Annotated in this window: 18 protein-coding genes; 14 read left to right on the top strand and 4 right to left on the bottom strand. The window is 46.1% G+C overall.

Annotation, left to right across the window (positions count from 1 at the left end; all coding sequences use genetic code 11):
• Positions 1-77 precede the first annotated feature (77 nt).
• The 6 genes from CIB36_RS09120 (at position 78) to CIB36_RS09145 (ending at position 8,465) form a co-directional block, all read left to right on the top strand.
• Positions 78-1,403, top strand: a complete 1,326-nt coding sequence (locus CIB36_RS09120) for an AI-2E family transporter (RefSeq protein ID WP_093989985.1) — start codon at positions 78-80, stop codon at positions 1,401-1,403.
• 6 nt (positions 1,404-1,409) lie between these two features.
• Positions 1,410-2,291 (top strand): Ppx/GppA phosphatase family protein, encoded by an 882-nt coding sequence (locus CIB36_RS09125; RefSeq protein ID WP_093989262.1) that lies wholly within the window; start codon positions 1,410-1,412, stop codon positions 2,289-2,291.
• Between the two features lie 22 nt (positions 2,292-2,313).
• The gene (gene ppk1, locus CIB36_RS09130; RefSeq protein WP_093989263.1) at positions 2,314-4,476 is read left to right on the top strand and encodes a polyphosphate kinase 1; all 2,163 of its coding nucleotides are present in this window, start codon (positions 2,314-2,316) and stop codon (positions 4,474-4,476) included.
• 114 nt (positions 4,477-4,590) lie between these two features.
• Entirely contained in the window at positions 4,591-5,979 is a 1,389-nt protein-coding gene (locus tag CIB36_RS09135; protein WP_093989264.1) for a sodium-dependent transporter, read from the top strand.
• A 169-nt stretch (positions 5,980-6,148) separates the two neighbouring features.
• Positions 6,149-6,913 (top strand): TIM barrel protein, encoded by a 765-nt coding sequence (locus CIB36_RS09140; protein WP_093989265.1) that lies wholly within the window; start codon positions 6,149-6,151, stop codon positions 6,911-6,913.
• A 43-nt stretch (positions 6,914-6,956) separates the two neighbouring features.
• Positions 6,957-8,465, top strand: a complete 1,509-nt coding sequence (locus CIB36_RS09145) for a glycoside hydrolase family 43 protein (protein ID WP_093989266.1) — start codon at positions 6,957-6,959, stop codon at positions 8,463-8,465.
• 53 nt (positions 8,466-8,518) lie between these two features.
• Here the strand turns inward: CIB36_RS09145 and CIB36_RS09150 are convergent, their stop codons facing one another.
• The 3 genes from CIB36_RS09150 to CIB36_RS09160 all read right to left on the bottom strand — a co-directional run bounded on the left by CIB36_RS09150 (position 8,519) and on the right by CIB36_RS09160 (position 11,335).
• Positions 8,519-10,420 (bottom strand): heavy metal translocating P-type ATPase, encoded by a 1,902-nt coding sequence (locus tag CIB36_RS09150; protein ID WP_093989267.1) that lies wholly within the window; start codon positions 10,418-10,420, stop codon positions 8,519-8,521.
• 58 nt (positions 10,421-10,478) lie between these two features.
• Positions 10,479-10,697 carry a cation transporter gene (locus tag CIB36_RS09155; protein ID WP_093989986.1) on the bottom strand — a complete coding sequence of 73 codons (219 nt, stop codon included), beginning with the start codon at positions 10,695-10,697 and terminating at the stop codon, positions 10,479-10,481.
• 182 nt (positions 10,698-10,879) lie between these two features.
• Entirely contained in the window at positions 10,880-11,335 is a 456-nt protein-coding gene (locus CIB36_RS09160) for a GNAT family N-acetyltransferase (RefSeq protein WP_093989268.1), read from the bottom strand.
• A 136-nt stretch (positions 11,336-11,471) separates the two neighbouring features.
• Between CIB36_RS09160 and CIB36_RS09165 the strand changes: the two genes are divergently transcribed.
• Positions 11,472-12,428, top strand: coding sequence for a helix-turn-helix transcriptional regulator (locus tag CIB36_RS09165; protein ID WP_093989269.1), 957 nt, complete (start codon positions 11,472-11,474; stop codon positions 12,426-12,428).
• Here CIB36_RS09165 and CIB36_RS09170 read toward each other — a convergent pair.
• Positions 12,425-13,216 (bottom strand): sulfite exporter TauE/SafE family protein, encoded by a 792-nt coding sequence (locus tag CIB36_RS09170; protein WP_093989270.1) that lies wholly within the window; start codon positions 13,214-13,216, stop codon positions 12,425-12,427. The genes CIB36_RS09165 and CIB36_RS09170 overlap by 4 nt on opposite strands.
• A 290-nt stretch (positions 13,217-13,506) precedes the next feature.
• Between CIB36_RS09170 and CIB36_RS09175 the strand changes: the two genes are divergently transcribed.
• The 7 genes from CIB36_RS09175 (at position 13,507) to CIB36_RS09205 (ending at position 21,261) form a co-directional block, all read left to right on the top strand.
• Positions 13,507-13,788, top strand: coding sequence for a hypothetical protein (locus CIB36_RS09175; RefSeq protein WP_154825556.1), 282 nt, complete (start codon positions 13,507-13,509; stop codon positions 13,786-13,788).
• A 315-nt stretch (positions 13,789-14,103) separates the two neighbouring features.
• Positions 14,104-15,891, top strand: a complete 1,788-nt coding sequence (locus CIB36_RS09180) for a sensor histidine kinase (protein ID WP_158662646.1) — start codon at positions 14,104-14,106, stop codon at positions 15,889-15,891.
• A complete protein-coding gene (locus CIB36_RS09185; RefSeq protein ID WP_093989272.1) occupies positions 15,869-16,624 on the top strand; it encodes a response regulator transcription factor in 756 nt (251 codons plus the stop codon). Before CIB36_RS09180 ends, CIB36_RS09185 begins: the two co-directional genes overlap by 23 nt.
• 167 nt (positions 16,625-16,791) lie before the next feature.
• Positions 16,792-18,075 carry an extracellular solute-binding protein gene (locus tag CIB36_RS09190; protein ID WP_093989273.1) on the top strand — a complete coding sequence of 428 codons (1,284 nt, stop codon included), beginning with the start codon at positions 16,792-16,794 and terminating at the stop codon, positions 18,073-18,075.
• A gap of 67 nt (positions 18,076-18,142) precedes the next feature.
• Positions 18,143-19,027 (top strand): carbohydrate ABC transporter permease, encoded by an 885-nt coding sequence (locus CIB36_RS09195; protein ID WP_093989274.1) that lies wholly within the window; start codon positions 18,143-18,145, stop codon positions 19,025-19,027.
• A 3-nt stretch (positions 19,028-19,030) separates the two neighbouring features.
• Positions 19,031-19,909, top strand: a complete 879-nt coding sequence (locus CIB36_RS09200) for a carbohydrate ABC transporter permease (protein ID WP_229408225.1) — start codon at positions 19,031-19,033, stop codon at positions 19,907-19,909.
• Positions 19,910-19,923: 14 nt separating this feature from the next.
• Positions 19,924-21,261 carry a sulfatase family protein gene (locus CIB36_RS09205; RefSeq protein WP_093989275.1) on the top strand — a complete coding sequence of 446 codons (1,338 nt, stop codon included), beginning with the start codon at positions 19,924-19,926 and terminating at the stop codon, positions 21,259-21,261.
• Positions 21,262-21,346 lie beyond the last annotated feature (85 nt).

Here is a 21,346-nt window from a genome sequence, read left to right on the forward strand (position 1 = left end):
ATACTGAAAATAGAAATGGAAATTATGAAAAGGGGGATGCAAACAGCGGGGAACCGTTTGTTTGCTGATTGATTGCCGTGAAATATCGCTGGGACAAAAAGTATCTGCATTGGGGGATCACCGCTTTTCTGGTAGTGATCGCCAGTATCAGTTTTTTCCTGATCCTGTTTCGTTTCGATACAGTAGGAAATGTGCTGAGCATAGTGATCGACGTATTAAAACCGATTATTTATGGGCTGTGTATCGCCTATCTCCTGATCCCGATCATGAACTATCTGGAAAAGAGCATCGTCAGTATCGTGCTTCGTATCGCGGATTACCGGCACAAGACCCTAAACCGGTTTCGTCTAAAACGGTTTGCCCGGGCAGGAAGTATCTTTTTGACTTTGCTGCTGGCTGTCTTGTTCATCATTGCGCTGTTCAGTTTGATCATCCCGCAGATCGCCGAAAGCATTACCAGCCTGTTTGAAAGTTCGCCGGTTTATATTGCGAATTTGCAGCGCTGGCTTTCAGATGTGCTGAATGACAATCCGGATCTTTTGAAGAATGTGGAGTCTGTTTTTGCGAAGTTTTCTGAATATCTGGAAAACTGGATGAAAAATGATCTGATCCCTCAGATCAACGATCTGGTCAAAGGAGTGACCAGCGGGGTATTCGGCGCGCTGAACACCTTAAAGAATCTGCTGATCGGTATCATTGTATCTGTCTATGTCATGATCAGCAAGGATCTGTTTTCTGCACAGGCAAAAAGGTTTTCCTATGCGCTGCTTCAGCCGGAAAAGGCAAATTCCCTCATCGCTACTGTGCGTCAAACACACAAGATTTTTGGGGGATTTATCTCTGGAAAACTGCTGGATTCTTTGATTATTGGGATTCTGTGCTTTATTGTAATGAGTATCTTCAACTGGCCTTACGCGGTGCTGGTCAGCGTGATCGTAGGTGTTACCAATGTGATCCCGTTTTTTGGGCCGTTTATCGGCGCGATCCCCAGTGCGTTTTTGATTTTGCTGGTTGACCCGATGACCTGCTTGTATTTTGTTATCTTTGTGTTTATCTTACAGCAGTTTGATGGAAACATCTTAGGGCCAAAAATTTTGGGGGATTCAACCGGGCTTTCGAGCTTCTGGGTCATCTTCGCAATTTTGATCGGTGGCGGGCTGTTCGGCTTTATCGGGATGCTGATCGGGGTGCCTACCTTTGCGGTGATCTACACCTTGGTTCGCAGTGCGATCGAAAAAAAGCTGAAGGAAAAGGAACTTCCGTGTAAAACAGAAGCATATCAGGATGTGGATTATGTTGACCCGCAGGATGGCACCTTTGTACGGGCGGGGAAAGAGCTGTCCTCCCCAAAGCCTTGCAAGGCAGAGAAAAAAGAACCGGAACCACCAAAACAAGGGAAGTGAAATAAATTGCGGCAGGCATTGATCGACCTAGGTTCTAATACAATTAAATTAGCCGTTTATGAATGGGAAGGGAAAGCATTCTCCTGCCTGCGGTATGAGTGCAGGTATGGCTATGTCGTGCGGTCTATTCATGGCCGTATCCTGTCAGACGAGGGGATCGGGCGGGTGAAAAGCATTTTATCAGAACTACAGCAAATCGCGGCCGAATATGGATGTTCGGCGGGAAAGGGGACTCTGTGCTGTTTTTCCACTGCCTCGCTGCGGTATATCGATAATCTTCAATTTGTAATAGATGAAGTATATAATACGAATAGTATAAAAATTGAGCCGATTTCGGGAGAAGAGGAAGCAGAGTGTAATTACCTGGCACTTCGGCAGGTTGCGAAGACCGGGGATTTTTGGGGCGCCGATCTGGGCGGCGGCAGTATGCAGATCATTCAAAGCATAGCTGGAAAGGCCGCTTGGTCACAAAGCTTTCCGATCGGTTCGCTGAAGCTGTACCGGGACTTTGTATCCGGCGTTTTGCCGAGCAGGGAGGAAGCGGAAAAAATCTGCGGTTATGTCCGCAACCAGTTATCAGAAATAAGACTGCCGCCGGAGCGCCTGCCGCTTTACCTAATGGGGGGCACTACCCGGCTGGTCACCCGTTTGCTGGGGACGAAACAGTTTTCCTCGGGCCAGCTTGCTGCTTTGATCGAGGAATATTTATCTGAGCCGGAACGTGCCAAACAGCGCATCTGCTCAGTAACACCAGAACGGCTGAATACCGTTTTGCCCGGGATGCTCTGTGTGGCGGAAGCCGCACAGGCGATAGGCGCCGTGCAAATTCAATTTGTGGAAACAAGCGTCCGGGAAGGATATCTCATCAAGCATTTTATTCATCCTTGAAGGAAGAAAGGTAGGAAATAATATGTCAGGAAAAGGGGACAGGGAAAGGATTTATACCAACCGGGAATTAAGCTGGCTCCAGTTCAATGAACGGGTTTTGGAAGAATCGGAGGATCGGCGCGTTCCACTATTTGAGCGGCTGCGTTTTATCTCCATTTTTCAAAGCAATTTGGATGAATTTTTTATGGTCCGTGTAGGCAGCCTGTACGACCAGACCCTGTTAAAGGAAAAAGTGCTGGATTCTAAAACGCAGATGACTGCGCCGGAACAGCTTCAGTATATTTATCAGAACGTGCGAAAGCTCTTGCCAAGAAAGGCGAAATCGTATGAGAGCCTGATGGCGAAGCTAAATGATCAGGGACTGGAGCAGGTTCCGCTGAACAGCTTGTCAGCGCAGGATTTTGAATTTTTAAAGCTTTATTTTGAAAAGGAGATCGCCCCCCTTACCTCTCCGCAGATCATTGATAAGCGTCAGCCGTTTCCTTTTTTGAAAAACAAGGAAATTTATGTCGGCGTGCGTATCGCTTCCAAAAGCGGTGCGGTACGGCTGGGGATCATTTCAGCAAGCGGGCATTTTGGCAGAATCATTTATCTTCCCTCCCAAAATGGAAAGGTCCGTTTTGTCTTGGCGGAGGATTTGATCTGCCTGTTTGTAGAAAAGATCTTTAACCGCCATGAGGTGCTGGAAAAGGTATTGTTCCGGATCACCCGGAATGCGGATATTGATGTGGAAGACGAAATGGTGGATGTTGATTTTGACTACCGCGACGCTATGGAAGAGCTGCTGAAAAAGCGCAGAAAACTAACGCCTGTTCGTTTAGAACTGTCTGACGAAGTGAGCCATGAATTGACAGAGTACCTGTGTGACCATTTTACCCTGTCCAGGGAGCAGGTCTTTGTGGATACCTGCCCGCTTGACCTTTCGTTTGTATTTGCTTTAGAGGGCAAGCTAAAGGGAAAAGCGGAACTTTTCTTTTCACCGGTCGCCCCGCAAATTGCCGCCTGCATTGACGAGAAACGTTCCATGATCGCGCAGATCGTAGAAAAGGATATTCTGTTCCATTATCCATACCACTCCATCAAGCCTTTTATTTCACTGTTAAATGAAGCGGCGAATGACCCGGAAGTGGTTTCGGTCAAAATTACCCTGTACCGCGTGGCTAAGGACTCCAAGGTGATTAATGCCCTGATCAATGCCGCGGAGAACGGGAAAGAGGTCAGTGTCGTAGTGGAACTGCGCGCCCGGTTTGACGAGGAAAATAATATCGACTGGTCGAAGCGCTTGGAGGAGGCAGGCTGCCATGTGATCTATGGCTTGCCGGGCTATAAAGTCCATTCCAAGCTGCTGCTGATCACCCGGAAACTGGGGAATAAGATCCAGTATATTACGCAGATCGGAACTGGGAATTACAATGAAAAAACGGCCCAGCTTTATACCGACCTTTCTCTGATGACTGCGAATCCTGCGATCGGGACAGACGCATCGGTAGTATTCAACAGCTTGTTTATGGGATCGGTGGTGGAATCCTCCACTCATCTTCTAGTGGCGCCGCTCTGTTTTAAGCCCCGTATCATTGGTTTGATCGACAAGGAGATCGCCTTTGCACAGCAGGGGGAACCGGCGCAGATCCTGCTGAAGATGAACTCCTTGACAGACAAAGTGCTGATTGACAAATTGATTGAGGCTTCCCGCGCCGGCGTGCATATCAAAATGCTGGTACGCGGTATCTGCTGTTTGAAACCGGGGGTTCCGGGCTCTACCGAAAATATTGAGATCAGCAGTATTGTGGGACGCTTTTTGGAACATTCCCGGATCTTTGTATTCGGGCTGGGAGAACGGCAAAAAATTTATATTTCCTCTGCCGATTTCATGACCCGGAACACCGAACGGCGAGTAGAGGTTGCGGCTCCTATTTACGACCCGGCGATTCAAAAAGAGATTCTGCATCTGTTGGGGATCATGATGAAAGACAATGTAAAGGCGCGGGTCCAGGATATGTATGGAATCTACACTTACCGTAAAAATGAAGAGGAACCGGTAAACGCTCAGGAAGTGCTGTACCGCGAAGCATATGCGTCTGCGGAACAAAAGAAAAATATGCCGCAGCCCCCAAAGGCCCTGATTCAAGAAAAGAGGAATCCCCATGGATTCTGGAAACGAGTGATGAGACTTTTCCATCGGTAAAAAACGCCTTCCTATTGGAAGGCGTTTTTTCAGGGAAAGCACTTGTTTTCACATGCAAAATCTGATAAGATAAAAGGACATGAAAAGAAGCGACACAGGAAAGGGATGGACAATATGCAACGTGAAAAATTTTCATCGCGGCTTGGCTTTTTGCTGATCTCGGCCGGCTGCGCGATTGGTTTGGGGAATGTTTGGCGATTCCCGTTTATAACAGGAAAATATGGCGGGGCGGCATTCGTAATTCTATATCTGGTGTTTTTGGTATTGCTGGGCCTGCCGATCATGGTTATGGAGTTCGCAGTGGGCCGTGCCAGCCAGAAAAGCGTGGCTACATCGTTTGACACCTTGGAACCCAAGGGAACGAAATGGCATCTGCACAAATATACCTCCATTGCGGGGAATTACCTGCTGATGATGTTTTATACCACCATTGCCGGCTGGATGCTGCTCTATTGCTGGAAGATGATTTCCGGGGAGTTTTCGTCGGGAATGAACTCTGAACAGGTGAAGGCAGTGTTCCAGAACATGCAGGCTGACCCGTTGGTGATGACGATCGCCATGGTAATTGTGGTTGTGGGCTGTCTTGCGATCTGTTCGTTTGGGCTGAAAAACGGGGTGGAAAAGATCACCAAGGTGATGATGCTCTGCCTGCTTGCGATCATGGCGGTGCTGGCTGTCCATTCGCTGACCCTGTCCGGAGCTGGTGAAGGGTTGAAATTCTATCTGTTTCCGGATTTTGGAAAGCTTTCGGAGGCAGGGATTTTTAATGCCATTTTTGACGCTATGGGTCAGGCATTCTTTACCTTGAGCATCGGGATGGGATCTATTGCGATCTTTGGCAGTTATATTGGCAAAGATCATGCTCTGACCGGGGAGGCGGTCCGCGTCACGATGCTGGATACAGGGGTCGCGCTGATGGCGGGACTGATCATTTTCCCAGCGTGCTTTACGTTTGGGGTAAACCCGGACAGCGGGCCGAACCTGATTTTTGTAACCCTGCCGAACGTATTTGTGAATATTCCGGGCGGTCGGATTTGGGGAACGCTGTTCTTTATCTTTATGTTGTTTGCGGCATTATCAACTGTTATTGCTGTTTTTGAAAACATCATTTCCTGCTGGATGGATTTAAAGGGCTGGAGCCGCCGCAAAACAGTGCTGATCAACCTGGTCCTTTTGCTGGTACTTTCCCTGCCATGTGTTCTGGGCTTTAACCTGCTAAGCGGAGTACAGCCGCTGGGTGAAGGCAGTACCATTCTGGATTTGGAAGATTTTATTGTCAGCAATAATGTACTTCCGCTTGGGTCCTTGGTATACTTGATGTTCTGTACCCGCCGGTACGGCTGGGGCTGGAACAGTTTCCGGAAAGAAGCGAATACGGGCAAAGGGCTGCAATTCCCAAACTGGAGCAGGATTTACGTTTCGTATATTTTGCCAATTATTGTACTGGTAGTATTTATTCAAGGGTATATTGCAAAATTTTTCCCGCAGCTATTTGGAGGTTAGAAAAAAGCAGGGAGCGCTCCCTGCTTTTTTGATTTGCTTTTGAAGTAGAAAAAGGTACAATGAAACAAACAAGGGAGGAACGCGTTCCCTTTTAAACGGTGTTTTGCAAGCAAAACCTAATTAGGCTAGAAAGGAGTGCTTTCGCAAGGCGAAAGCGGTGGTCATATCAATGAAGCTTTCTGTTTGTGTAGACGCACTGTATCACGGAAAAGATTTTTGTGTCTCAGTGGAAGAACTGGCACAACATAGTATTAAAAATATCGAGTTCTGGTCTTGGTGGGATAAGGACATGGAAAAACTGCTCTGGCTTCAGCAAAGATATCAGCTTCGGGTAACAGCCTTTTGCACCAAATTTTGTAGCTTGGTGGATGAAACAGGCCGGGAAGCATATTTAAACGGCTTTCTGGAAACGATTGAAATAGCAAAAAAACTCCGCTGCTCCCAGATCATCACCACGCCCGGAAACCGGACGGAAAAACCGTTTGAGGAGCAGTACCAAAACCTGTTGTACACACTGGGACAAGCAGGAGAAATTGCGAAGGAACAGGGGATCACGGTTTTGCTGGAGCCGGTCAATTCCCGGCTGGAGGCGCCAAACACCTTTTTGGATCACTCTGATTTGGGATTCCGGATCCTGAAGGACCTGGCCCATCCTCATGTGAAGCTGTTGTTTGACCTGTACCATGCACAGATCCAGGAGGGAGACCTTTGGCGGCGGATCGAGGAAAACCTTTCCCTGATCGGGCATCTGCACGCCGCGGGGATCACCGCCCGGCATGAGTTGGAGGACGGGGAATTAAACTACCCCTACCTGTTCCAAAGGCTCTCTGAAACGGGTTACCGGGGCTATGTGGGACTGGAATATTTCCCGCTTCGCCCTCCGCTGGAAGGGATTCAGGCGCTGGTGCAGGACGGAGGCTTTGCAGCCAACTAACGAGCATGAAGCCCCAGCTTGGGGCACAAAAGGAGAAATAAAGATGGCACATTTTAAAAACCCAATTTTGCGCGGATTCCATCCCGATCCCAGTATCTGCCGGGTAGAGGAGGATTACTACATGGTGACCTCCACCTTTGAATTTTTCCCGGGCGTTCCGATCTACCACAGCCGGAACCTGATCGACTGGGAGCTTATCAACTATTGTTTGGTAGATGACGATCAGCTTGATTTGACCGACTGCGCCTCTTCCGGCGGGATTTATGCGCCGACGCTGCGGTATCATGACGGCGTGTTCTATATGATCACCACCAACGTGACCCATAAGGGGAATTTTATTGTACATACCAAGGATATTTATGGAAAGTGGTCTAAGCCGTTTTGGGTAGATCAAAAAGATATTGACCCGTCTTTGTTCTTTGATGATGACGGAAAGGTCTACTTTACCGGGAACAATTCCCTGACCCCTCAAAAGCAGGGGATCGTTGTGTTTGAGATCGACCCCATGACCGGGGAACGTCTGTCCGAAAAAAAGATCGTCACCTATGGGACTGGGGGGAAAACCCCGGAAGGCTCCCATATGTACAAGATCAATGGGACCTATTACCTGATGCTGGCAGAGGGCGGTACCGAATACGGTCACATGGAAACCATCATGCGCGGGGATTCCCCGTATGGGCCTTTTACAGAATGTCCGCACAACCCGATCTTGTCCCATAAGGATTATATGGGTTCTCAAATTCAGGCGACCGGCCATGCCGACCTGGTGGAAGACCAGAACGGAAACTGGTGGATGGTGTCTTTAGGGATTCGGAAACTGCCTAAGGTCATGCTGCACAACCTTGGCCGGGAAACATTCCTTACCCCGGTCGTGTGGAAAGACGGCTGGCCGGTGGCAGGGGACCACGGCCGCACTGAACTGGAATGGGAGGCGCCCCTGCCGGGCGAAGCCCCGAAAGGGATGAAGCTTTCCTTTACCGATCATTTTGACGGGGATAAGATGGATCTGCGCTGGAATTTCGTGCGCAATCCCAAACGCGATCATTATGTACTACAAGACGGGAAACTAAGCCTGAGGGCCGGGGAAGAAACTTTGCAGGATCACCACCCAACACTTTTGTGCGTCCGGCAGCAGGAATTTGAAGAAACAGCGCAAACGACAGTATCCTGTAAACGATTGGAAGAGGGCGGGAAAATTGGCTTGACCGCTTACTACAACAAGGATTATCATTATGAGGTCTACCTGACAAAACGGGATGGGGACTGCCGGATCGGATACGGATGGACGGTTCACGCAATGGAAGCGGAACGGGAGATCTTTCTCGCAAGCGTGCCGGAAGTTCTTTCTTTCCGAGTTAAAGCTGACACAAGGGGATATACCTTTTCCTATAGCACGGACGGGAAAATCTGGACTGAAGCGGGTTTTGGCGCAGTTGCCGGATTGTGCAAGGAAGGAACGATGACCATGACCTTTACAGGAACTTACTTAGGGGTCTTTACAAGCCGTGCGGAGGCTGATGTCACAAGCTTTTCAGTAGAGATTGACGAATAGAAAAGGAACAGGCTATGATAGCCTGTTCCTTTTTCGTTTCTGGATCTGACGTTTTACACCGCTGCCTTTTCTTTTTTAGCGATAGCGGAAACCTTTTCTGCATGAATCATCTCTGCTTTTGGGACCCGGAGCGCGCGGACTGCATTTAAAATCGCGATCACGGCAACACCCACATCGGCAAACACCGCCGCCCACATAGAGGCGATTCCCAACGCACCTAAAACCAGAACCAAGGCTTTGATTCCCAGCGCGAATACGATGTTTTGCCGAACGATCCGCAGTGTTTTTTTAGAGATCCGCATTGCGGTTGGCAGTTTAGAGGGTTCATCTGTCATGATCACCACATCGGCCGCTTCAATCGCTGCATCTGAACCAAGTCCGCCCATAGCGATCCCAATATCGGCCCGCGCAAGGACCGGCGCGTCGTTGATGCCGTCGCCCACATATGCAAGGTTGCCTTGTGTATGCTTTAACAACGCTTCCATATTTTCCACTTTATCAGCGGGCAGAAGCTCGGTATAAGCGGCGTCTATCCCTAACGCAGAAGCTACCTTTTGCCCGACAGCCTTTGAATCCCCGGTCAGCATTACTGTGTTGTGAACGCCGCAGGTTTTCAGGTCCCTAATGGCAAAAGCGGCGTCCGGCTTGATTTCGTCTTCGATCAGGATAGCGCCCGCAAAATTCCCGTCCAGCGCAAGATAAACGATTGTACCGGCTTGGTCAAGCGGTTCAAATGCAACCTGCTCCTGCTCCATCAGCTTGGCGTTTCCTGCTAAGATCATTTTGCCCTCTACCTGTGCTTTTATGCCGTGTCCGGCAACTTCTGTCACCGCTTGGATCCGGCTGGGTTCTATTTTCTTCCCATAGGCGGCGCGGATGGAACGGGAAATTGGATGGGAGGAGTCGTTTTCTGCATATGCGGCAAGCTCCAACAATTCTTCCCGAGTCATTCCTTGCGGGTAGATCCCGCTGACCGCAAAATTTCCTTTGGTCAGTGTCCCGGTTTTATCAAACACAACGGTTTCAGTTTTGGCAAGGGCTTCCAGATAGTTGCTCCCCTTGATCAGGATACCGCATTTGGAGGCCCCGCCGATCCCGCCAAAAAAGCTGAGCGGGACAGAAATGACCAGCGCGCATGGGCAGGAAATTACTAGGAAGGTCAAGGCGCGTTCTACCCAGATCGCAAAACTCTGCTGTAGCAGCAACGGCGGCAAAATTGCTAATACCACTGCGGCAAGCACGACAAACGGGGTGTAGTATTTTGCGAAACGGGTGATAAAAGCCTCTGATTTTGACTTTTTACTGCTCGCATTTTCTACAAGGTCCAGGATCTTGGATACTGTGGATTCGCCGTATTCCTTAGAAACCTGAATATGAAGCGTACCGGATTGGTTGATACATCCGCTGATCACGTCTGAGCCGGTGCTTACATCACGCGGGAGGGATTCGCCGGTCAGCGCCGAGGTATCCAGTGAGGAAACGCCCTCGGTGACAACACCGTCAAGCGGAACACGTTCCCCGGGCTTTACTACAATGGTTTCCCCGATAGTGACCTCTTCCGGGCCCACCTGTGAAACAGCGCCTTCCCGCAGCACATTGGCGTAGTCCGGACGAATATCCATTAGCCCGCTGATCGACCGGCGGGATTTGCTGACCGCATAGCTTTGGAACAGCTCCCCGACCTGATAAAACAGCATCACCGCGACCCCTTCGGCGTACTCGCCCAGACAAAGAGCGCCGATGGTAGCGACAGTCATCAGAAAATTTTCATCAAAGACCTGCCCATGCAGGATATTTGTAACCGCTTTCCACACGATATCCCAGCCGATAACCGCGTAACAAATCAGAAATCCGACCAGCGTACCAATTGGGGGAAGCGGTAAAAGCAGTGCCAAAATAAAAAGAACTGCCGCCGCAAGGATCCGGTAAAGTTGCTTTTTCTGTTTTCTGGTCATAATAGATCATTTCTCCTTTCGGTGACTGCACTGCGAAACAGCCTGCCGCAGTGTGATGTTACAGCTTTACTGTGACATCCGGTTCGATTTTTCGGATCAGCTGAACTGCTTCTGATACAATCGTATCAAAACGGGCGTCATCTGCCTCTAAAACCATTTTCTGGCTTAAAAAGTTAACACTTGCATCTGCCACGCCATCTAATTTTTTGACTGCTTTCTCAATTTTAGCCGCGCAGTGCGCGCAATCCAAATCAATGAGCTTTATTGTTTTTTTCATCATTAGTATCTCCTCTTTGAAGCAAAATATGTTCATATGAATATTTATTCATATGTTTCTTTAATACTAATATACGCAATTTTTAGGAAAAGGTCAAGAGGTTTTTGGATTTTTGTCCAATAGGAACAGGAAATTGTCTTTTTGGAGCAAAAGGGTGTGCCCAACATATTGGACACACCCTTTTAGCCATTCCTTTTTCGGTAAACATCTTCCTGATGCACATCTTTTTCCCCTGTTTTTATAAATCCAAATTGAGCGTATAGGCTCGCTGCGGCTGTATTGCCCGGCACTACGCTTAAAAAAATATCTTGGGGAGGATATTCTTTTGCGAGCCGTTGCAGGAGCCCTGCCAACGCCAGTTTTCCATACCCTTTCCCCTGATAAGCCGCATCGATCAACAGGCGATCCATCCACAGCCTGCCATACGGGGGATACTCCTCCAAAAAGAATCCGTACATCGCAAATCCCACCAGTTGTGCTCCGTCATAGATCCCTACCGGGTTCCAACGCCGGTCTTTGTCAGCTTCTGCTAAACAATCTGCGACCGGTTCAAGAAAAGATTCTTGTCCCAGAGCGGGAGAAAGACGGAGAATGCTGTCACGATTTGCTGAAGCGACAGGAATAAATTGTAATTTCATAAAAACCTCCGAAAGCTTTTGGGGCAGTTTGCTTCTTTATTTATGGTAGCATAGCCGGGATCCTTTTTCAAGGCCGCGTATGGGATTGATAAAATAAACCTTCCATTATATAATAACAGCAGAGGGAGGTGGTCTGGTGCAAGAGAAAAGACCGCATTATTTTGTAAAATCACAGGGAAAAGTTCTAACCCCAGTTCAAATGCCGGATGGAACCAGAGAATACCGGGTAAGCGGCGGCAATATGCGGGTATTTTCCGTTTGGCCGGGAATTGATTTGATCTATCAAAATTTTTCCGTCAAAGAATGTGAATGCTCGCTAGAAGTTTCCGGGGAATTTTTGGGGATCAGTTATTGCCACATGGGACAGGAAGAATGCGAATGGGTCTGCGGGGACCATCTATATTTAGGCGCCGGGGATCTTAGTATCACCCGCATGGAAAACAGGCAGCCGCCCTTTTATTTTCCGGAGGAGCGCTACCAGGGCATTGTGCTGATGCTGGATTTGGGGATCTTGAGAGAAATTCCTCTGCCGATCTTAGGGGAATATCCGCTTTCCCTTGCTGATAAATTTTGCAAAGGGCGCCATTTTTTTGCCATGCGGGCAAACTCGCACATCGTCCATATTTTTTCTGAACTTTATGAGATACCGGAGGATGTACGCGATGAATACTGCAAAATAAAAACGCTGGAGCTGCTTATGTTCTTGTATTTGACAGATCCTGCCAAAGAACGCCAGCTGGATAAGATCACAAAGGAACAGATCAATATCGTAAAGGCGGTAAGGGAACGGTTGTGTGAGGATCTGTCGCAGGATCCGACGATCGAGCAGCTTGCCCGTGAATTTTGTGTTAGTCCCACCGCGTTAAAGGCGAACTTTAAGTTGATTTACCGCTCTTCTTTGAAGGAGTATCTGCGCAGGAAACGGATGGAACATGCCGCCCAGTTGCTGCGTACAGAGCATATTCCGGTTTCGGAGATTGCCCGGCAGGTAGGATATGCCAGCCAAAGCAAGTTTTCGGCTGCATTTAAAACAGCGTTTGGATCGTCGCCCATGGAATACCGAAAAAAGTGTGTCCATGATAGGAATATTTAACAGACGTATAAAAAGCGAAGCAGATTATAAATATTGATGCAGACAATTACTGCCATCAATCCCATGAAGATCCGTTCCACAGCCTGGTTCTTCATTTTTTTGACCACCGCGCTGCCAATCAGCGCTCCCAGCACGCCGCCGATTCCCATTACGAAGAGTGTCAGCCATGAAAAATCAGGCACGGTGCGGGTCGCCAAAGAAAACAGTAAACTTGCTACCTGAGAAAACCAGATCACATACAGCGAATTTTTGGCCGCGGTCTTTGCCTCCATGGAAAAGAAGAAATATAAAACTGCAATATTGATCGGGCCGCCGCCGATCCCTAAAAATGAGGACACCATCCCAAGCCCCAGGCCGATCAAAAAACAAATGGATAGTCTCTCCACATGCATGGCATGGATCTTTTCCTTATATCGGATGTAAAAGATCACGCCTATTGTGATGACTAAAAGTAACCCAGCCTGTACGGCACCTACTAGGTTTTCTTCCGATACCATTTGGCGGATCAGGTCAAACACCCACTTTCCAACGATTCCGCCGATCGCGCCGCCCACTGCCAGCGGTGTGGAATGGCGTTTGTCCACTTGGACCCCGTTATTCCGTCCGCGCAGCAGCGAAACAGTCGCCATAATTAAAACCGTGCAGCCTGACAAAAAACTGATCGTACTAACCGACAGTAGGCCGGTTGCATCAAGTACCGGCTTGATGATCACCCCACCGCCGATCCCACTGATAGAGCCGATCGTTGATGCGAGCAAGCTGATTAGAAAAAATAATATCCCTGTCAATTTTCTTCCCTCAAATCTTATTCCAGTATACAGCGCAGGCTATTCCCGATCGTGAAGCTTCGGATTTCAGCGCTGAGATCAAACTTATTATACCATGAAAACTCTGTTTTGACCAATTTCCCTGTTTCCGTTTTTTTAGCCGCCTTGTATTGCGCGCTCTACCCTATTCCTTTTCAAGTAAAATTTTTAGAGTGCCGCTTATTTTGTTTAGACGGAATAAATATCCAAATTTGCAGTATAAAATTTGGATACCGGGTCAAAATAATGAAAAATAAAGGGAAAGAGAAAAAATGTCCAATATGTTTTGTTTCCAGTGTCAGCAAACTTCAGGCAATAAAGGCTGCGTACGTACTGGCGTATGTAGAAAACAGCCGGAAACCGCTAATTTGCAGGACGATTTGATCTATGAACTGATCCGACTGACAGAGGCGGCGGAAGAAACCCAAAATTATACTAAAACAGCAGAACGCCTAATGATCGATAGATTGTTCACTACTCTGATAAACGATAATTATCTTTTTATTTTTGATACCAGCAAAGGGTCGATTTATAGATTTCCTTGGCAGGTATGATTCTTTTCCGGACTATGTTAAGTGGAAAGAATGATGTGTCGAATGGTCATTGAACCAATCTTTTGACTATGGTATAATAACGTTAAACAGGCTTCAGAGCGAAGGTTTTTGGTCTTGCCTTTCGGGGAAAACAACAAGCGAAAGAATCAGGCATCTTGTTCATTGCTTTGTCTGTGAATGGCAAAATACGCCTTTTCGTTCATACTAAAAAACGATTCAGCACCCATATTTATGGGTGTTTTTTTCTGCCTTTTTCCCTGAATGATAAAGCGTAATATTTTACGTTTTGCTGACTTGTCTTTAGGAGATTGGCATATGATAAAAAAGAAAAATAAGTTCCGTTATTTTAGTGTAAACACGAAAATATTTGTTTCCTATGTACCGATCCTTCTTATGTTGATTTGTATTGGATTTGGAGTGTTTCGTTCTGTATTGCAGATCAATGCGATGAAAAAAATCTGTATAAGCCGTGTCAGTGAGCTGCAACAGATTTCTGATAAAATGGAATATATCCATCAAAATACAATCAATATCTCGAACGTGTACCTGTTTAACGAAACGATTCAGAATTTTTTGAATTATCCTGATACAGAAACCCAGTTTGAGCAGTCACGACGTTATACTCGGGCCAGAACGACCCTGACAGAACAACACAGTATTTTTTATAATATTCCATTTTACACTACAATTTATGGATTCCGTGAGGAGGCTTATGTCACCAATTCCCCTTACGGAAATCGGGAAACAGACAAAAAGCGGGTGTCAGAATACCAAAAAATGATAGAAGGTCAATACAGCCAGCTATATTGGGCTGATGTAAAAAATGCGAAAGGCGACATAGTTTTAACGGCAGCCCGATATATTTTTGATCCAAGCAATGGGGAAACTCTGGGAATGATTTTCTTTGATTTTGCGGAATCCCTATTTTCCCAAACCTTTCAAAAGTCCCTTCAAAATAATGAAACCATCTCCCTGATTTGGGAGAATGGGCAAATCATTTCCTCTTCTGACCCGGACAGAGCAGAGAAGGCTTTTGCGGGGAAAGATCTTTTGGATAAGATGGAGGGGTATTCCAGCGGATATTTTCATGATACAGAACAAGAGGAATTAGTTTGTTTTGCGAAATATGCGGGCTGGGATCTCTATATTGTCAAGACAGAACCGTATCAAGAGGTGATCAGTACCCTTTCCGAACCGGATTTATATTTAGCAGTCTTGATTGTTACTGTGATTGTAGTGTTTACTTTAGTTACGATTTTACTGTCGCACTATATTTCCCAGCCGTTGAAAGCTTTGACTAGAGAAGTGGGGCGATTCCATAACCGCACTGAAAAACCGAACAGCCGCCGCCTTATGGTAAAGGGAGATGAGATTTTTTATTTGCGGGAAGAATATTATAAGCTTCAGCAAAGGATCGACTCCCTGATCGAACAGACGATCAAAGAACAGGAAAGCAAGCGGGAATATGAAATGAAGGCGCTTCAGAACCAGATCAACCCACATTTCTTATATAATACGCTGCTGTCACTGCGTTTTTTGAATAGAATAGGGGAACGCCAAAAGTTGGATCAAACGATTCTAGCCTTAGTTCGTCTGCTTTCCAATCTGTTTGAAAAGGAGGCTTCTTCTCATACGATCCGTGAAGAGCTTGAATTGCTGCAAGATTACATTTTGATTCAGCAGACGCGCTACGGTAATAATTTTGATGTAGAATATCACTGTACAGAGGAGGTTTTGGACTGTAAAATAGAAAAATTGATTTTACAACCGTTGGTGGAAAATGCGATTTTCCATGGGATCTCCAGTTATGAAGACGGAGGACAAATTAAAATTTCTATTTGCCGGCAGGATACTCAAGTGAAAATTAAAATTTGGGATAATGGGGTAGGGTTGGAAAACAGCTGCCAGCCTTCAGAACATACGGTACAGATTAAACACGGGATAGGTTTGGATAATGTTAAAAAACGCCTGTACTTAATGTACGGGGAAAAATATCATCTGGACCTCTTTACTCCGACGGAAGGCGGCACAGCCGCGCTGTTGGAGATCCCCTATCAAAAAGAGGAAAAGGAGGAGCCCTATGCTAAAGGTGATGATTGTTGATGATGAAAAGCCGATTCGGCAATGGTTTGAATTTATTCTGCGGGATATTCCAGATATGGATATTCATATCATCGGTTCCTATCCGAACGGGCAGGTTGCTTTAAAGGCTTGTGAAACAGAATTGCCGGATGTTATTTTCTGCGATATTATCATGCCTGTTATGAATGGGATCGAACTGATCAGGCAGGCAAAGGAACGTTATCCTTCAGTAGAAGTTTTGATCCTAAGCAACTTTGGGGATTTTGATTATGTCTATCAAGGGCTTCGTTACGGCGCTTTTGATTATCTGCTTAAAGCAAAGTCGGATGACAGTGATATTGTACGGGTCATGCATGAACTTCAGGATAAATTGCAGGAAAGGCGCCGGTTGGAAAATAGCGGCGCTTCGGACCAAGAAGAATATTCTCACGGGATCGTTAACCAACTGATTCAATATATTCGGGAAAACTACGACAAACCGATCCGTTTGTCGTCTTTGGCACAGAAATTCAATTACCATCCGGATTACCTGTCACAGATTTTTAAACAGTATACTGGAAAAACATTTGGGGCTTACCTTACAGATATTCGGATAGAACAGGCAAAATACTTAATGGACCACGGGGTAAGCCGGGTCAAAGATATTGCGGCTATGGTGGGATATTCCAATGAAATGTATTTTTCTACTGCATTTAAAAAAAGCACGGGAATGTCTCCGACAAATTATCTGCACCGGCTAAAGGAGGAGATATAAGATTTTTATTAAAACATAAGAAAAATATAAAAAAACAGCGGTGTTCATGAAAGCTACTAAGATTTTTTTATGAATACCGCTGTTTTTTGTGTTCATTATCCAAATAAGAATCTTTATAATGAACTTATTCCAAAAAGAAACGGAATAAGTTGAAAGGAGTAGGGATTATGAACAAAAGAAAATTGTTTGCTTTTTCAACAGCAGCCCTTATGGCGCTTACTATTACTTCCTGTGGTTCCAGTTCGGATGACGAGCTCAACTCTAAAGTAAGCGATAACAGCGGAGGCAGCAAGATAATTGAAATGTGGTCGCGCGGAAATGAAACAGATACTCATGCTCCGTCTTTGATACAGGCCTTAAAGGACTTCGGAGAGGAGAAGGGCGTAGAGGTAAAATATCAGTTTATCCCGCATGATGATGCACCTACAAAATGGAATGCAGCGTTTGCTTCCTCTACGGCACCTGATGTGATGGATATTGGTATTTCCCATATGATTGAGAGGATCAATCTGAAGCATATTGTGCCGTTAAATGAATATGTGGAAACATGGGAGGGAAAAGACGATATTTATCCTGCTATGCTTGACCTTGGAAGCTATAAAGACGATGTTTATGCGATTGCACATTTTCCAGATCCGCAAATTTTTGCTTATCGGAAAGACAAATTTGAGGAAGCCGGCTTAGACCCGGAATCTCCGCCGGAAAACTGGGAACAGATGCTGGAATATGCAGAAAAACTGACAGAACGCGATGACAGCGGCAAGGTCACCTTTGCTGGCTATGCGATGCCGACACAGGGCGCACGTTTTGTAGCTAATATCATGATACGGCAGAATGGCTCCCTGTTTGCTGATGAAGAAAACAATCAGCCAACTATGGTGACCCCGGAAGCGACTGAAACCTTTGAATATATGAATGAGCTTTACCAATACACGACAGTGTTTGATAATGGGAAAACAGATACGCATCCGCTAATTAACAATAGCGGCGCAATGGGATATATCCCAAACGGCGTGCTGTCTAACTACTTGAAAAACAATCCGGATATGGCAGATAAGTTTGGCTTTGCCTCCAACGTTCCAGGAAAAGAATCGGCTGCATGGTGCGGAGTATGGTTCTATACCATGACCTCACAGGCGGATGATCCGGATCTGGCTTGGGATTTAATTGTTCACCTCACCAGCACAGAGGTTTTGGAAACGCGTGTGGAGGAGGCTGGCCTGCCGGCTACCTTTGAATCTGTATCAAAAGATTTTATTGAAAAAGACCCGGCGATCAACACCGCTATTATGGATGCAGTTTCTGTTGGGGCTGGAAATCCAAAAGTTTCATGGTCCAATCTGTATGAACAGGAATTAGACGCAGCGTTAGAATCTTTGTTCTATGGAGAAAAAACAGCAGAAGAAGCCTTAACTGAGGCACAGAACAATCTGCTTAAGGAAATTGATTAAAGATTTCTGTGGAAAATAAGAAATGGACTGTGCAAACAGTCCATTTCTTTTCAGGAGGAAGAACGCGATGAAACGTAAACTAAAATTAGGAAGCTTGGGATATGACAAGGTAGCGTATCTGTTTATCCTGCCGTTTTTTTTGATTTTTACATATTTTTATTTTATCCCGGCATTTCAAGTGATACTGGATAGCTTTACCGATTATGACTTGTTTACTACCCGCAATTATATTGGATTGGAGAACTACCGCAGTTTACTGGAAGACGACAAGTTTCTGCAATCTATGATCAACACCTTTATTTACACAATATTCACCTTGATCCCCACTTTGGTGCTTGGATTATTGATCGCAGCCTTGGCTAACAGTACCCTGATCAAAACAAAAATATGCCGAACCCTGATTTTTATGCCCCATGTTGTTTCCATGGTAGCGGTATCTATGATTTGGATCTTCCTTTATGACTCTACAAACGGGATATTCAATGCGATTTTGCAGCTTTTTGGCCTTCCTAAATCGGATTTTCTGATGGACCCCAATCTGGCGCTTCCGTGTTTAATTATAATGGGGATTTGGAAAGGGATCGGATACAATATGGTCATTTTCCTTTCCGGGCTAAAAAGTATACCGGAGCACTACTATGAGGCGGCAAAGCTGGACGGCTCTTCTGCGGTCAATACATTTTTCAAAATCACTTTGCCACTGCTTTCACCTACCACCTCCTTTTTGCTGATCACTGGCCTGATTGGATCGTTCAATGTATTTGAGCAGGTCAACATCATGACGAATGGCGGACCACTATACCGTACTACCACCATTGTACACCAAATTTACATCAATGGATTTTCACAATATAAGCTGGGGTATGCCTCCGCCATGTCGGTGGTGCTTCTGATTATCATCATCATTATTACTGTGATCAATTTCAAATTGACCCAGGAGAAAGGAGCATGATCCATGAAAAGCTATCGCTTGCATCAGACATGGAGCCGTGTTTGGATGAAAACTATTTTTATTTTGGTATCTGTTATCGTTGTATTCCCTTTTATTATCATGGTTTTGACTGCTCTAAAATCAAATCAGGAGATTTCGCAGGGATTATCCGCGTTTTTTCCAGAAACACCACTGTTTTCCAACTTTGTTACGGCCATGCAAAAGGGGAATTGGGGCAGGTATTTTATCAACACCATCATGATTACTGGCTTTGCAGTAATCATCAGCCTGGTGATTAACTCTCTGGCGGGATATGCCTTTGCGCGGATGCGTTTTGCAGGAAAAACAATTTTATTTTACTGCGCAATGGTTGGCATGATGCTGCCGATGCAGGTAATTATGATCCCTGTTTTCCTGCAGATCAAGGAGCTCCCTTTGGTCGGGGGAAATGATTTCTTTGGAAACGGCGGAATTGGGCTAGTAAACAATTATGCAGGCGTTATTCTTCCGCTGATTGCTCATCCGTTTGGCGTATTCTTATGTCGGCAGTTCTTTATGGGATTTCCAAAAGAACTGGATGAAGCCGCAAAAATTGACGGCTGTTCCCCATTACAGATTTACCTGAAGCTTTATATCCCGATGGGAATTCCGATTTTCGCCACCTTGGGATTGCTGAAATTTGTGGATACCTGGAATCAATATACCTGGCCGCTGCTTGTTTTTAACGACCCCGAGATGAATACTGTTCAACTGGCGCTTAACGCGTTCAAAGGAGAAAATGTGACGGAGTGGAACTATTTGATGGCTGCTACTATCGTGATCATCCTACCGATCCTTGTTTTGTTTGTGTGTTTACAGCGTTACTTTGTGCAGGGTATTGCAACAACTGGAATGAAAGATTAAAGGGGGAATAGAACATGGGAAAGCATCCTAATATTTTATGGATCATAACCGACCAGCAAAGGGCGGAATCACTGAGCATCAACGGCTGTGAAAATGCTTCCACCCCAGTTTTGGATGGATTAGCGAAAACGGGGGCTAATTTCACCTCTGCCATATCGGGCTTTCCTTTATGCTGTCCATACCGTGGTTCTATGCTGACCAGCCGGTATCCGCATAAGTGTGTACCGGGGCATGAATACCAGCTTCCTCCGGAACAGCCTACAGTGGCTGCCGCGTTTAATGAACAAGGATATGATACGTTTTACCTTGGAAAATGGCATTTAGACGGTGCAAAGGAAGCGGAGGAACGAGCGGGTACTCACTATGTTCCCAGAGAACGCCGTGGGGGATTTCGGTCTTGGCTGGGATATGAAAATAATAACGCACAGTATGACTGTTATTTGCATGGACACCGCGGGGAAGAGGAGATCGAAATGTTTCGATTGCCGCGTTATGAAACTGATGCGATCACTGATATTATGATTGAATATTTGCAGAAAAAGGCCAATGGTGAAACGCCATTTTTCGCTGTGATGTCTGTACAGCCGCCGCATGATCCTTACGTGGCTCCACCGGAAAACCAACGGAGGCATACCCCGGCCGAAATCAAGTTCCGGCCCAATGTCCCGCCGGTTGAGTCGATCAGAAAAGATGCGGCGCGGGAACTGGCCGGTTATTATGCAATGATTGAAAATATTGATCAAAATGTAGGGCGGATCGTAGATTGCCTGAATCAAACTGGCCTAATGGAACATACACATATCATCTATTTTAGCGATCATGGGGACATGCATGGTTCGCATGGGCAATTCCGAAAAACAACCCCCTATCAGGAAGCAGTCAACGTTCCTTTTATTATTAGCGGAGAAAAACGGGGCGCTCATGTAGTTGGCCGGAAAGCTGGAAACGTGGATCGTGTTCCCATCAATCATGTTGATATTGCGCCGACCTCTTTAGGTCTCTGCGGCCTGCCGATCCCTGACTGGATGGAGGGGACGGACTATTCCGGAATGCGGATCTTAAAACGCAGAAAGTCGTCATACCCAACCAGCGCCTATTTACAGTCTGTCATTCCAACACATCACGACGATAGTATCAACAAACCATGGCGGGGTATCGTGACAACGGATGGGTATAAATATATTTGTTTGGAAGGGATGGACTGGCTGCTATTCGATTTGAATACAGACCCATATGAACTGGTAAATTTAGCCCATAATGACAAATATCTTTCTTTGCGCCATCGTCTGAAGCAGGAATTGAGATCTTGGATCGAAAAAACAGGGGATAGTTTCCTGCTGCCGGAGGAATAAGCAGTCTGTTTATATCAACGCGCAAGTAAAAAGCTCAGAACCGTGAATGGCTCTGAGCTTTTTGAAATACTGAATCAAACTGAAA

The organism is Massiliimalia timonensis (assembly GCF_900186585.1).
Lineage (GTDB): Bacteria > Bacillota > Clostridia > Oscillospirales > Ruminococcaceae > Massiliimalia > Massiliimalia timonensis.